The sequence below is a fragment of the Streptomyces sp. NPDC031479 genome, from assembly GCF_055581065.1.
This window is the reverse complement of sequence record NZ_JBVIKC010000036.1, coordinates 36,421-49,869: the sequence shown is the minus strand read 5'-3', so window position 1 is coordinate 49,869 and position 13,449 is coordinate 36,421. Positions and strand designations below refer to the sequence as shown.

13 protein-coding genes are annotated in these 13,449 nt (G+C 72.8%); 9 read left to right on the top strand and 4 right to left on the bottom strand.

What is annotated here, in order from left to right:
* The first annotated feature begins 62 nt into the window (after positions 1-62).
* The 7 genes from ACZ5D2_RS30185 to ACZ5D2_RS30155 all read left to right on the top strand — a co-directional run bounded on the left by ACZ5D2_RS30185 (position 63) and on the right by ACZ5D2_RS30155 (position 8,699).
* On the top strand, positions 63-1,379 hold the full coding sequence (locus ACZ5D2_RS30185) for a serine/threonine-protein kinase (RefSeq protein WP_468933697.1): 1,317 nt from the start codon (positions 63-65) through the stop codon (positions 1,377-1,379).
* A gap of 21 nt (positions 1,380-1,400) precedes the next feature.
* On the top strand, positions 1,401-2,654 hold the full coding sequence (gene dxr, locus ACZ5D2_RS30180; RefSeq protein ID WP_468933693.1) for a 1-deoxy-D-xylulose-5-phosphate reductoisomerase: 1,254 nt from the start codon (positions 1,401-1,403) through the stop codon (positions 2,652-2,654).
* The gene (locus ACZ5D2_RS30175; RefSeq protein ID WP_468933691.1) at positions 2,651-3,952 is read left to right on the top strand and encodes a M50 family metallopeptidase; all 1,302 of its coding nucleotides are present in this window, start codon (positions 2,651-2,653) and stop codon (positions 3,950-3,952) included. Before dxr ends, ACZ5D2_RS30175 begins: the two co-directional genes overlap by 4 nt.
* Positions 3,953-4,127: 175 nt before the next feature.
* A complete protein-coding gene (gene ispG, locus ACZ5D2_RS30170) occupies positions 4,128-5,285 on the top strand; it encodes a flavodoxin-dependent (E)-4-hydroxy-3-methylbut-2-enyl-diphosphate synthase (protein WP_468933689.1) in 1,158 nt (385 codons plus the stop codon).
* Between the two features lie 140 nt (positions 5,286-5,425).
* A complete protein-coding gene (locus tag ACZ5D2_RS30165; protein WP_468933688.1) occupies positions 5,426-6,271 on the top strand; it encodes a GNAT family N-acetyltransferase in 846 nt (281 codons plus the stop codon).
* A gap of 100 nt (positions 6,272-6,371) precedes the next feature.
* Positions 6,372-6,977, top strand: coding sequence for a GNAT family N-acetyltransferase (locus ACZ5D2_RS30160; RefSeq protein ID WP_468933686.1), 606 nt, complete (start codon positions 6,372-6,374; stop codon positions 6,975-6,977).
* Positions 6,978-6,986: 9 nt separating this feature from the next.
* On the top strand, positions 6,987-8,699 hold the full coding sequence (locus ACZ5D2_RS30155; RefSeq protein WP_468933684.1) for a proline--tRNA ligase: 1,713 nt from the start codon (positions 6,987-6,989) through the stop codon (positions 8,697-8,699).
* Here the strand turns inward: ACZ5D2_RS30155 and ACZ5D2_RS30150 are convergent.
* Genes ACZ5D2_RS30150 through ACZ5D2_RS30135 form a run of 4 tightly spaced genes read right to left on the bottom strand, consistent with a single transcriptional unit; the run spans position 8,696 to position 11,666 of the window.
* Positions 8,696-9,622, bottom strand: a complete 927-nt coding sequence (locus tag ACZ5D2_RS30150; RefSeq protein ID WP_371676417.1) for a slipin family protein — start codon at positions 9,620-9,622, stop codon at positions 8,696-8,698. The two genes, ACZ5D2_RS30155 and ACZ5D2_RS30150, sit on opposite strands and share 4 nt — an antisense overlap.
* A gap of 43 nt (positions 9,623-9,665) precedes the next feature.
* The gene (locus tag ACZ5D2_RS30145) at positions 9,666-10,568 is read right to left on the bottom strand and encodes an aminoglycoside phosphotransferase family protein (protein WP_371676416.1); all 903 of its coding nucleotides are present in this window, start codon (positions 10,566-10,568) and stop codon (positions 9,666-9,668) included.
* A 16-nt stretch (positions 10,569-10,584) separates the two neighbouring features.
* Positions 10,585-11,043, bottom strand: a complete 459-nt coding sequence (locus ACZ5D2_RS30140; protein WP_468933681.1) for a ferritin-like domain-containing protein — start codon at positions 11,041-11,043, stop codon at positions 10,585-10,587.
* Positions 11,040-11,666 (bottom strand): hypothetical protein, encoded by a 627-nt coding sequence (locus ACZ5D2_RS30135; RefSeq protein ID WP_468933679.1) that lies wholly within the window; start codon positions 11,664-11,666, stop codon positions 11,040-11,042. The genes ACZ5D2_RS30140 and ACZ5D2_RS30135 overlap by 4 nt, the downstream gene beginning before the upstream one ends.
* A gap of 114 nt (positions 11,667-11,780) precedes the next feature.
* Between ACZ5D2_RS30135 and rimP the strand changes: the two genes are divergently transcribed.
* Together rimP and nusA are read left to right on the top strand one after the other, a co-directional pair.
* On the top strand, positions 11,781-12,293 hold the full coding sequence (gene rimP / locus ACZ5D2_RS30130) for a ribosome maturation factor RimP (RefSeq protein ID WP_266842692.1): 513 nt from the start codon (positions 11,781-11,783) through the stop codon (positions 12,291-12,293).
* Positions 12,294-12,295: 2 nt separating this feature from the next.
* On the top strand, positions 12,296-13,378 hold the full coding sequence (nusA, locus tag ACZ5D2_RS30125) for a transcription termination factor NusA (protein ID WP_468933677.1): 1,083 nt from the start codon (positions 12,296-12,298) through the stop codon (positions 13,376-13,378).
* Positions 13,379-13,449 lie beyond the last annotated feature (71 nt).

Sequence of the window (13,449 nt, the reverse complement as noted above, 5' to 3'; positions counted from 1 at the left end):
CCTGCGATCATCGCCGCACGGCGGGGAAGCGGACAGGCGTACGAGCGGCACGGAGCAAGGCAATGGACGGACACAGGGACAGCCGGCGGCAGGCCTGGTGCGTGGCGCTCGTACTGCGCCACGCACCGCAGCACATCGCCGCCGACCTGATCGGCCGGCTCGACCCCGACACCCGCGACCACCTCTGCCGCGACGAACGCCTGCCCGCCTCCGCCGTCACCCTCCTCGTGCGCGACGGCACCGACCGCGACCGGCACTTCGTCGCCCGCAACCCCTACGTACGCGGCTGCCCGCTGCCCGGCCTGCCGGGCCCCGCACGCTACGCGGCCCGCCGCACCCCCGAGGCGCTGCTGCCGCTGCTGCGCGCGGAACTGGGCCGCGACCCCGCCGACGGCCCCCTGAGCGGCGAGGAGCTCATCGGCCTGCTCCGCCGCCACGGCACGCACCATCCCAGGGTCCCGCTCGACATCCTGGCGCTCCCGCACACGGCGGACCCGGAGCTGCCGGCCTCCGAGCACCTGCGGCGGCCCCTGCCCCCCGGCTCCGTCGAGGCCCTGCTCATGCGCGCGGAGCCGTCCCGGGAGACCGTGCGCACGCTCCTGACGACCACGGGCGCCGGCCCGTACGGCAGGGCCTGGCACCGCCCGTTCGTCCGCGCCGTCCGGATGGGCCTGCTCACCCCGGCCGAACTGGTCGCCCACACCGCCCCCGCGCACCGCGCCCTGCTCCTGTGCCGGCCGACCGGGACCCGCGGCCTGCGCTGGAACCTGTCCGAGCGGGCGGAGATTCGCACCGCGGCCACCCGCGCGCTGGAACCCCTGGGGGACGACCCGCGGCTGTGGGCCGAACTGCTGAGGCAGGCCCCGTCCTTCCCGGGAGCGCTGACCGCGCTCGCCCACGGCGTCGCGAACGGCGTCCTGGCCGGTCCCCCGCCCGGCCCGCCCGCCGACGGCCTCGCCGAGGCCGTGCGCGCCTTGGCGCCTGCCGCCCTGGAACCGACCGGGGGAGTGGAGCGGGAACTGGCCCTGACCAGCCTCGCCGTACCCATGGAGACCGTCGACGAGGACATCCGCTGGGTCCGGGACTGCCTGGACCGCGGGCTGCTGACCGGCACCGACGTGATCCGGCACAAGCTTCCCGCCTGCTGGGCCCTGGACGAGGACCACTGGCTCGGCGACGTGGACCACCCCGACCGCTACGACCGGCCGGAGGCCGTGCTCGCCGCGCGCGCCGAGGCCGCCCGGCTGTTCGCACTGGCCCTGGACGGGGACCCGGACGCCTGGTGGGAGGCGGCCCGGACCCTCCCGGACTTCGCCGGAACGCTCCCGCACCTCCTCCTGAGGGTCGCGGACGGGGACTCCCTGTCCGAGCGCTCCTGAGTTGCGGCAACAATGGTGGGCATGAGCGACAGTCCAGCCCCCCTCGCCGACCCGCACCTCCTCTTCGACGCCTCGGCCGGCCGCCGGGACATCGTCATCCTCGGGTCGACCGGGTCCATCGGCACCCAGGCCATCGACCTCGCCCTGCGCAACCCGGAGCGCTTCCGGGTCACCGCCCTGTCCGCCGCCGGCGGACGCGTCGGGCTGCTGGCCGAACAGGCCAGGCTGCTGCGGGTCGAGAAGGTGGCCGTCGCCCGCGAGGACGCCGTACCGGCCCTCAAGGAGGCGCTGAGCGAGCAGTACGGCGCCTCCGAGCCGCTGCCGGAGATCCTCGCCGGACCCGACGCGGCGACCGAACTCGCCGCCTCCGCATGCCACACCGTCCTCAACGGCATCACCGGTTCCATCGGCCTGGCGCCCACCCTGGCCGCACTGCGGGCGGGCCGCACCCTGGCCCTGGCCAACAAGGAGTCGCTGATCGTCGGCGGGCCGCTGGTCAAGGCGCTCGCGAAGCCCGGCCAGATCATTCCGGTGGACTCCGAGCACGCGGCCCTCTTCCAGGCACTGGCCGCCGGCACCCGCGCCGACGTCCGCAAGCTCGTCGTCACCGCCTCCGGCGGTCCCTTCCGCGGCCGCACCCGCGCGGAGCTGGCCTCCGTCACGGTCGAGGACGCCCTCGCACACCCCACCTGGGCCATGGGCCCGGTGATCACCGTCAACAGCGCCACCCTGGTCAACAAGGGCCTGGAGGTCATCGAGGCCCACCTGCTCTACGACATCCCCTTCGACCGCATCGAGGTCGTCGTCCACCCGCAGTCCTACGTGCACTCCATGGTCGAGTTCAGCGACGGCTCCACCCTCGCCCAGGCCACCCCGCCGGACATGCGCGGCCCCATCGCGATCGGTCTGGGCTGGCCCGAGCGGATCCCGGACGCGGCCCCCGCCTTCGACTGGACCAAGGCGTCGAGCTGGGAGTTCTTCCCGCTGGACACCGAGGCCTTCCCGTCCGTGGGCCTGGCCCGGCACGTCGGCACCGTGGGCGGCACCGCGCCCGCCGTGTTCAATGCGGCGAACGAGGAGTGCGTCGAGGCCTTCCTGGCCGGTCGGCTGCCGTTCACAGCAATCATGGATACCGTCTCTGCGGTGGTCGACGAGCACGGGACGCCGGAGTCGGGAACTTCCCTGACCGTGGCGGACGTCCTCGAAGCGGAGACCTGGGCCAGGGCCCGGGCACGGGAGATGGCGGCGCGGGCCGCCCTGGAGGCGAGCGCATGACGCTGGTGCTGAATCTGATCGGTGTACTCGTCTTCGTGGGCGGACTGCTGTTCTCCATCGCCTGGCACGAGCTCGGCCACCTCTCCACGGCCAAGCTCTTCGGCATCCGCGTGCCCCAGTACATGGTCGGCTTCGGCAAGACCATCTGGTCCCGCAGGAAGGGCGAGACCGAGTACGGGATCAAGGCCATCCCCATGGGCGGCTACATCCGCATGATCGGGATGTTCCCGCCCGGCGAGGACGGCAAGGTCACGGCCCGCTCCACCTCCCCGTTCCGCTCCATGATCGAGGACGCCCGCTCGGCGGCCTACGAGGAGCTCCGGCCCGGGGACGAGTCGCGGCTCTTCTACACGCGCAAGCCCTGGAAGCGCGTCATCGTGATGTTCGCGGGCCCCTTCATGAACCTGGTGCTCGCCCTGGCGATCTTCTTCGGCGTCTGGATGACCTTCGGGATCAACCGGACGACCACCCAGATCGCGAGCGTCTCGCCCTGCGTCATCCAGCAGAGCGAGAACCGCGAGGTCTGCAAGGCGCAAGACCCGGTGGCCCCGGCCAAGAAGGCCGGCCTGCGGGCCGACGACAAGATCGTCGCCTTCGGCGGGCGGCCGGTCTCCGACTGGTCCGAGCTGCAGAAGCGCATCCGCGACACCATCGGCGCCACCACCGTCACCGTCGTGCGCGACGGGCAGCGGGTGGTCGTCCCCGTGGACCTCATCGAGAACCGGGTCGCCAAGACCGACGGCCACGGCGGCTACGTCAAGGGCGAGTACGTGACGGCCGGCTGGCTCGGCTTCAGCCCGAAGAACGAGATCGCGGCCCTGTCCTTCGGCGAGTCCGTGAACCACATGGGCGAGATCGTCGACGGCAGCATCCAGGGCCTGGTCAAGCTCCCCGCCAAGATCCCCGCCCTGTGGAACGCGGCCTTCGACGGCGCCGAGCGCGAGCCCGACTCCCCGATGGGCATCGTCGGCGCGGCCCGCATGAGCGGGGACATCGCCGCCCTGGACCTGCCCGGCGAGCAGAAGTTCTCGATCCTGCTCAACGTCCTGGGCATGTTCAACCTCTCCCTGTTCCTGTTCAACATGCTGCCCCTGCTGCCCCTGGACGGCGGACACATCGCCGGCGCCCTGTGGGAGTCCCTGCGCCGCAGCGTCGCCAAGCTCTTCCGGCGCGCCGACCCCGGCCCCTTCGACGTGGCCAAGCTGATGCCCGCCGCGTACGTGGTCGCCGGTGTCTTCGTCTGCTTCACCCTGCTGGTGCTCGTCGCGGACGTGGTGAACCCGATCAAGATCACCTAACGGCGGAGCGCGGTACAGGACGGACCGGGGAGCCGGGCACGCATCGTGCCCGGCTCCCTACGTTCGGGTGGCGCACCCCCTCGGATGCGGGGGGACCGTGTTGATTGGCGTAATCTCGAAGGCTGGAGCCCGCCGATCTCGGGACCTTGATCCACACCTTGGGGTTGCACAGCAGATGACTGCCATCTCTCTCGGAATGCCGTCCGTGCCGACGAAGCTTGCCGACCGCCGGGTCAGCCGCAAGATCCAGGTCGGTTCCGTGGCCGTCGGCGGCGACGCACCCATCTCGGTGCAGTCGATGACCACCACCCGCACCTCCGACATCGGCGCCACGCTCCAGCAGATCGCCGAGCTGACCGCCTCCGGCTGCAACATCGTCCGCGTCGCGTGCCCGACCCAGGACGACGCCGACGCGCTGGCCGTCATCGCGAAGAAGTCGCAGATCCCGGTCATCGCCGACATCCACTTCCAGCCGAAGTACGTGTTCGCCGCGATCGAGGCCGGCTGCGCCGCCGTCCGCGTGAACCCGGGCAACATCAAGCAGTTCGACGACAAGGTCAAGGAGATCGCGCGGGCCGCCAAGGACACCGGCACCCCGATCCGCATCGGCGTCAACGCCGGCTCCCTCGACGCGCGCCTGCTGAAGAAGTACGGCAAGGCCACCCCCGAGGCGCTGGTCGAGTCCGCGCTGTGGGAGGCCTCCCTCTTCGAGGAGCACGGCTTCGGCGACATCAAGATCTCGGTCAAGCACAACGACCCGGTCGTCATGGTCAACGCCTACCGCCAGCTGGCCGCCGCCTGCGACTACCCGCTGCACCTCGGCGTCACCGAGGCCGGCCCCGCCTTCCAGGGCACCATCAAGTCCGCCGTCGCCTTCGGCGCGCTGCTCTCCGAGGGCATCGGCGACACCATCCGCGTCTCCCTCTCGGCCCCGCCGGTCGAGGAGGTCAAGGTCGGCAACCAGATCCTGGAATCGCTGAACCTCAAGCCGCGCCGCCTGGAGATCGTCTCCTGCCCGTCCTGCGGCCGCGCCCAGGTGGACGTCTACAAGCTGGCCGAGGAGGTCACGGCGGGCCTGGAGGGCATGGAGGTCCCGCTGCGCGTCGCGGTCATGGGCTGCGTCGTCAACGGCCCCGGTGAGGCCCGTGAAGCCGACCTCGGCGTCGCCTCCGGCAACGGCAAGGGCCAGATCTTCGTGAAGGGCGAGGTCATCAAGACCGTCCCCGAGTCGAAGATCGTCGAGACCCTCATCGAAGAGGCGATGAAGATCGCCGAGCAGATGGAGAAGGACGGCGTCGCCTCCGGCGAGCCCACCGTCGCCATCGGCGTCTGAGCCCCGCAAGCAGCGGCCCCGGTCCCGTTCCCGCAGTTCGGGGGCGGGGCCGGGGTCTTTTCGTGACCTGTGGGACAGGGCATCCGCAGGCGACGCCGGGTACAGTGCGGAGATCAGCGGACTTGCACGGTGAGGCCCCAGTGTTGACGCAGACCACCACCCGGGTCCTTGGCCCCAGTGATCTCGACGCCGCGCTCGACATCCTCGGACGCGAGCCGGTCGAGAACGCCTTCGTCACCTCCCGGGTCCAGGTCGCGGGGCTCGACCCCTGGCGCCTGGGCGGGGAGATGTGGGGCTGGTACGCCGACGGCGAGCTCCGCGCGCTCTGCTACGCCGGCGCCAACCTCGTCCCCGTCTGCGCCGGACCCGACGCCGTACGGGCCTTCGCCGACCGGGCCCGCCGCACCGGCCGCCGCTGTTCCTCCATCGTCGGGCCCGCCGAGGCCACCCGGCTGCTGTGGAAGCTCCTGGAGCCCAGCTGGGGACCGGCCCGCGACGTGCGCGCCCACCAGCCCCTCATGGTCATCGAGCAGCCGTCCGCCAAGGTCGCCGCCGACCCCCTGGTGCGCCGCGTCCGCAAGGACGAGATGGACCTGATCATGCCCGCCTGCGTGGCCATGTTCACCGAGGAGGTCGGCATCTCCCCGCTCGCCGGCGACGGCGGTCTCCTCTACCAGGCCCGGGTCGCCGAGCTGGTCGGCTCCGGCCGCTCGTTCGCCCGCGTCGAGGACGGCAAGGTCGTCTTCAAGGCCGAGATCGGCGCCGCCACCGCCCGCGCCTGCCAGATCCAGGGCGTCTGGGTCGATCCCGATTTCCGCGGCCGCGGCCACTCCGAGACCGGCATGGCCGCCGTCGTCGAGTACGCCCTGCGCGACATCGCCCCCGTCGTCAGCCTCTACGTCAACGACTTCAACACCGCGGCCCGCGCCTCCTACCGAAGGGTCGGCTTCCGCGAGGTCGGCGCGTTCATGAGCATCCTGTTCTGAGGGCCCCCTCCCGGGCCCGCCGCCTCCCCCCCGTCCCGAGCTCCCCTTTTCCTCGCGGAAGCCGTACCCGAGCGGCACTACCCCGCAGTAAGGTCGCCGCATGCTTCCTACCCCCGGGGGCGACGACCCCGCACGGCCCGCCGGACTCCGCATCGGGCCCCTCGACCTCGCCGGCCGCGTGGACGAGGCCCTGCGCGTCCAGGCCGTGGCCTTCGGGCTCAGCGAGGAGGAGGTCGGCATCCGGCGCTACATCGTCCAGCGCCACATGACCTGCCCCGGCGCCCGCGCGCTCGGCGCCTGCACCGACGACGGGACCCTCGCCGGTTTCGTCTACGGAATGCCCAACGACCGCGCCCACTGGTGGTCCACCGTCGTCGAGCCGTACCTGCGCGCCGGCGGCGCCGACGGCTGGCTCGACGGCTCCTTCGTCATCACCGAGCTCCACGTCCACCCCGGGTTCCAGGGCCACGGCGTCGGCCGCGCCCTCATCACCCGGCTCACCGACGAGGCGAGCGAAGCCCACTCGATCCTCTCCGCCATCGACACCGACAGCCCCGCCCGGGGCCTCTACACGGCCCTCGGCTACCGGGACCTGGCCCGCCGCGTGCACTTCCCGAGCGCGAGCCTCCCGTACGCGGTCATGGGCGCGCGGCTCCCGCTGCTCGGCCGGCGAAACGGTTTCCGGGAGCCGCACCCGCCCCGGTAGCCTCCGGACATGTCAACGCAACACGTGCAGCGCATGTCCCGCCTCATGGCCAAGACCCTCCGTGAGGACCCGGCCGACGCCGAAACCCTCAGCCACCGCCTCCTCGTCCGCGCCGGCTACGTCCGCCGCAGCTCGGCGGGGGTGTGGACCTGGCTGCCGCTCGGCAAGCGAGTCCTGGACAACGTCTCGCGCATCGTCCGCGAGGAGATGGACGCCATCGGGGCGCAGGAAGTGCTGCTGCCGGCGCTGCTGCCGAAGGAGCCCTACGAGGTCAGCGGCCGCTGGTCCGAGTACGGCGACCTGCTGTTCCGGCTCAAGGACCGCAAGGGCGCCGACTACCTGCTCGGCCCCACCCACGAGGAGATCTTCACCCTCGTCGTGAAGGACCAGTGCACGTCCTACAAGGACCTGCCGGTCATGCTCTACCAGATCCAGACCAAGTACCGCGACGAGGCCCGCCCCCGCTCCGGAGTGCTGCGCGGGCGCGAGTTCCAGATGAAGGACTCGTACTCCTTCGACGTGTCCGACGAGGGCCTGGCCGAGTCCTACCGGCTCCACCGCGAGGCCTACGTACGGATCTTCGAGCGACTCGGCCTGGACCACCGGATCGTCTCGGCGGTCTCCGGGGCGATGGGCGGATCGGCGTCCGAGGAGTTCCTGGCCCCGGCCGCGGCCGGCGAGGACACCTTCGTGGACTGCCCGTCCTGCGACTACGCGGCGAACACCGAGGCCGTGACCTTCGCGCTGACGCCCGTGACCGCCGAACACCCCGCGATCGAGGAGGTGGACACCCCCGACACCCCCACGATCGAGACGCTGGCGGCGCACCTGGGCGTCCCCGCCTCGGCGACCCTGAAGAACCTCCTCGTCAAGGTCGACGGAGAGATCACGGCCGTCGGCGTCCCCGGCGACCGCGAGGTGGACCTCGGCAAGCTCGGCGAGCACCTCGCCCCGGCGGTGGTGGAGCTGGTGACGGCGGAGGACTTCGCCGGCCGGCCCGACCTCGTACGCGGCTACGTCGGCCCGCAGGGCCTGGACAAGGTGCCCTACATCGCCGACCCGCGCGTGGCTCCGGGCACGGCCTGGGTCACCGGCGCCAACCGGGCCGACACGCACGCCCGCAACGTGGTCTGCGGCCGGGACTTCGAGGTCGACCGCCACCTCGACGTGGTCGTCGTCGAGCCGGGCGACCCCTGCCCCTCCTGCGGGGCCGGACTGCGCCTGGACCGGGCCATCGAGATCGGGCACATCTTCCAGCTCGGCCGCAAGTACGCCGACGCCTTCGGGCTCGACGTCCTCGGCAAGGAGGGCAAGCCCGTCCGGGTCACCATGGGCTCCTACGGCATCGGCGTCTCCCGCGCCGTCGCCGCGCTCGCCGAGCAGACCGCCGACGACCGGGGCCTGTGCTGGCCCGCCGCCGTGGCACCGGCCGACGTCCACGTCGTGGCCGCCGGCAAGGCCGTCCCGCTGGCGCTCGCCGAAGAGGCCGCCGAAGCGCTGGCCGCCGCCGGACACCGGGTCCTGCTCGACGACCGGCCCGGACTCTCCCCGGGCGTCAAGCTCACCGACGCCGAACTCATCGGCGTGCCCCGGATCCTGGTGGCGGGCCGCCGCTCGGGCGACCGCGTGGTCGAACTCCAGGACCGCGCGGCCGGCACCCGCGAGGAACTCCCCCTGGAGGAGGCCCTCGCCCGCCTGAACGCACCGGCCGCCAAGGCCTAGGCGGGCTCGGCCCGCCGCTCCTCCGGTCGCTCCTCGGTCGGCCCGTCGGGCCGTGCCGGGGGCGGCGGCGACGCGACCGGCGTCAGCCCGCCCGGAGCCCGGCCCCGGTTGACGGCGTCCGGCGCGGGCGCCGCCGCCGGGGCGTCCGGGGCCGTCGCGGGGGCCGGGGCCGCGCGTTCCAGGAAGCGCAGCAGCTCCACCGGGAACGGCAGTACCAAGGTGGAGTTCTTCTCCGCCGCGACCGCCACCACCGTCTGGAGCAGGCGCAGTTGGAGGGCGGCGGGCTGCTCCGACATCACGGCCGCGGCCTCCGCCAGCTTTCTCGACGCCTGGAGCTCCGCGTCCGCGTTGATCACCCGGGCCCGCCGCTCGCGGTCGGCCTCCGCCTGCCGGGCCATCGACCGCTTCATGGTCTCCGGCAGCGACACGTCCTTGATCTCGACCCGGTCGATCTGCACGCCCCAGCCCACCGCCGGACTGTCGATCATCAGCTCCAGCCCCTGGTTGAGCTGCTCCCGGTTGGACAGCAGGTCGTCCAGGTCGCTCTTGCCGATGATCGAGCGCAGCGAGGTCTGCGCCATCTGGGAGACCGCGAACCGGTAGTCCTCCACCTCGATGATCGCGTTGGCCGGGTCCACGACCTTGAAGTACACGACCGCGTCCACCCGCACCGTGACGTTGTCCCGGGTGATGCCCTCCTGGGCCGGCACCGGCAGCGTCACGATCTGCATGTTCACCTTGCGCAGCCGGTCCACGAACGGCAGCACCATCGTGAACCCGGGCCCGCGGACGCCCTCCCGCAGCCGGCCGAAGCGGAAGACCACGCCCCGCTCGTACTGCTTCACCACCCGGGCCGCCACGCCCGTGTACACCATCACACCCGTGGCGGCGGCCACCGCCGCTGTCAGCAGTTCCTCGACCATGACGGCCCCCTGCCGGACTCATACCTCTTACCTACGGTATGCCCTACAACCAGGCGGCGAACTCCAGCAGCAGCTCCGCGTCCCCGCGCCGCCCGGCGGCCAGTGCCCGCACCCCGGACTCCACCGCCCTGAACACCGTCCAGCCCCGCAGCCGGTCGCGGTCCACCTCCAGCGAGTCCGCGAGCCGGTGCACCCGCCGCCGGGCCCCGGCCGCCCCCGCCGAGGTGGCCATCTGGTCCTCCAGCCGGTCCCGCACCAGCCGGGCCAGGTCGTAGGACCGCTCGCCCACCAGCGGGTCCGGGCCCACCGTCAGCCACGGCGCCCGCTCCCCGGCCAGTACCTTGCCCTGCCGGAAGTTCCCGTGCAGCAGCAGTTCCTCGCCCGGCAGCGCCGTCAGCTCCGCGCGCAGCGCCAGCGCCGAGTCCGCGAGCGCCCGCACCTCCGCGGGCGCGGCGCGCAGCGCCCCGCCCTGGCGGGCCGTGCGCTCGGCCACCGTCTCGAAGGGGTGACCGGGCGGCGGTTCCACCCACAGCCGCCGCAACGTGCCGCACGCCTCCAGCAGGGCCTTGGCGTCCGGCAGCGAACGCAGCGAGACCTCCGGGTGCAGCCGCTCCAGCAGCAGGGCCCCGTCCGCCTCGTGGTGGCGGGAGTCGAGGACCCGTACGGCCCCGAAACCGCCCCAGTGGGCGAGCGCCGCCAGCTCCCGGTCCGGCCGGGCTCCGGGCGGGGCCAGCTTGAGGGCGGCCGGGGTGCCGTCGGCGTACCGGACGAGGAGCACCAGGCTGCTGCGGCCGCCCGGGGCCTGGACCCGCTGGGCCACGACCTGCCGCCGGTGCAGCGCCTCCTCGGTGAGCTCGGGCAGGTGCCCCAGCCACTGGGTGTCCCGCTCCTCCTCCGGCAGCTCGCCGAGCGCCCGTACAAGCCGCTGCGGCGGTTCGAAAGCCATGCGTGCGTGATCCCTTTCAGCTGGTGGGAGCTCGGTCGGAGCGTTCCGTGAGCCCAGGGAAGGCTACGCCGCTGCCGCGCCAGCGCGCCGCGCGGACGGCCGCGGCGCTCAGCGCGTCGGCCGCCTCGCGGCGCAACCGGCCGTCCGCCGCCCGCACCAGATCGGAGTACGCGCCCGCCACCCGGTCCTCGATCACGGCGGCCAGCCGCGTGGTGTCGTCGGGGGTGCGCAGCTCGAAGGGCAGGGCGTACGCCGCCTCGGCGGCCACGGGCGTGCCGCCCAGCTCGCGCACCGTGCGGGTGAGCGCGTCGCGCCGGGCCACGTGGGTGCCGTACGCGTCGCGGGCCTCGGTGGCGCGGTCCGCCGCGACCCGGGCGCCGATCACCCCGTACCCGTACGCCGCCGCGTGCTCGGCGGCCAGGGCGGCCTGGGCGGCCCGCAGCGCACGGCCGGCGGGGGAGGGTTCGGGCTTCACGAGGCGGCTCCGGGGGTGGAGGTGAGCAGGTACGCGTGGACGGCGCCGCAGGCGGCGACGGAGGCCAGCAGCCGGGCCAGTTCCCCGGGGGCCCCGGCCAGCGCGATGGTCCGCGCCTCCGACAGGCTCCGCTCGGCGTCGGCGAGGGAGCTCAGCGCCTCGGCGGGCTTCGGCGGGACGGCCTCACGGCTCGCCGCCGGGGGCCCGGACGGCGCGGTGGCGGCCGCGGAGGCGGAGGGCGAGGGCGAGGGCGGGGCTGAACGGGCGGCCGAGGTGCGGCCCCCGGCGTCCGGGGCCGGGAAGGCCAGGGCCGCCGAGTGCGCCGCGACGGCGGCCCGCAGCGGTGCGAGCCGCTCCGCCAGCGCGGGATGCACGGCGGCGGTGGCGTCGTAGCGTTCGAGCAGCCGCGCGCTGTCACGAACGGCGCCCTCCCGCATCCGCCGTTCGAGTGGAATTCCGGTGCCTTCCCCGGACGGGCCGCCCCCGCCGGTGCATCCGGCGAGCAGGGCGGCCCCGGCCGCGCCGGCGGCTCCGGTGAGCAGGCTCCTTCGGGAGGGCCGGGGGGGCAGGGTCCAGGGCACGGCGCCGTCCTCGGGGGTGGTGTCTGGGCAGGGTGTGATCACGGTACCTGGGGGCCCGTCGGGAGAGCGGACGGCAACACCCTCCGCGACCGGATACCCTTTGACCTGACACGCGACGAAAACCACAACAGCACACGCGGCCGAGGAGTCACCCGGATGAGCACCACCCAGAGCGACAGGCTGCGCGGATTGCTGGAGCCGCTCGTCACCGCCAAGGGACTGGACCTCGAAGAGATCGAGCTGTCCAAGGCGGGCAAGCGCCGCATGCTGCGGATCGTCGTGGACTCCGATGAGGGCGTGGAGCTGGACGCCTGTGCCGAGCTGAGCCGTGAGGTCTCCGACCTGCTCGACGCCTCCGATGTGATGGGTGAGGACGAGTACGTCCTCGAAGTCAGTTCCCCGGGTGCGGACCGGCCGCTCAGCGAGCACCGTCACTACGTTCGGGCGACCGGTCGTCTCGTGAAGTTTCAGCTGTCCGCCGACGGTGAAAAGGGTGCCGGGGAACTGGTCGCCCGCATCCTCGGCGTCGACGACGAGGGCCTGGACCTCGAAGTACCGGGTGTGAAGGGCCGCAAGGCGACCACCCGCCGCATCGCGTTCACCGACATCGCCAAGGCGCGTGTCGAGATCGAGTTCAACCGCAAGGACAAGAAGGAAGAGGAGGCGTAGCCGTGGACATCGACATGAGTGCCCTGCGGGGTCTGGTCCGGGAGAAGGAGATCTCCTTCGACCTGCTCGTCGAGGCGATCGAGTCGGCCCTCCTCATCGCGTACCACCGCACCGAGGGCAGCTTCCGGCGTGCCCGCGTCGTGCTCGACCGCACCAACGGTCACGTGGTCGTGTGGGCGACGGAGGACCCGAGGGACCTCGAAGAGGGCCAGGAGCCCAAGGAGTTCGACGACACCCCGTCGGACTTCGGGCGGATCGCCGCGACGACCGCCAAGCAGGTGATCCTCCAGCGTCTGCGCGACGCCGAGGACGACCTGACCTTCGGCGAGTTCGCCGGCCGCGAGGGCGACGTCATCACCGGCGTCGTCCAGCAGGGCAAGGACCCCAAGAACGTCCTGGTCGACATCGGCAAGCTGGAGGCCATCCTGCCGGTGCAGGAGCAGGTCCCGGGTGAGGAGTACACGCACGGGCTCCGTCTGAAGACGTACGTCGTGCGCGTGGCGAAGGGTGTCCGCGGGCCTTCCGTGACCCTGTCGCGCACCCACCCCAACCTGGTGAAGAAGCTGTTCTCGCTGGAGGTCCCCGAGATCGCCGACGGCAGCGTCGAGATCTCCGCGATCGCCCGCGAGGCCGGCCACCGCACCAAGATCGCCGTCCGGTCCACCCGTTCGGGCCTGAACCCGAAGGGCGCCTGCATCGGCCCGATGGGCAGCCGCGTGCGCAACGTGATGGCCGAGCTGCACGGCGAGAAGATCGACATCGTCGACTGGTCGGACGACCCGGCGGAGATGGTCGCGAACGCCCTGTCACCCGCTCGGGTGAGCAAGGTCGAGGTCGTCGACTGGGACTCGCGTTCCGCCCGGGTGACCGTGCCCGACTACCAGCTGTCGCTCGCCATCGGCAAGGAGGGCCAGAACGCCCGCCTCGCCGCGCGGCTCACCGGCTGGCGCATCGACATCCGCCCGGACACCGAGGAGACCCCGGACCGGGACGGCGAGGGTGACGGCGGCCGAGGCCAGGACCGGACCCAGGACCGGACCCAGGACCGCGGTCACGACCGTGGCCAGGGCCGGGGCCGGGAATAAACCAGTACCGGCCGGAGGTTTCCGGCCGGTAGACAGGGACACGGAGCGCGGTCCGCAAGTGGAGGCCCGCT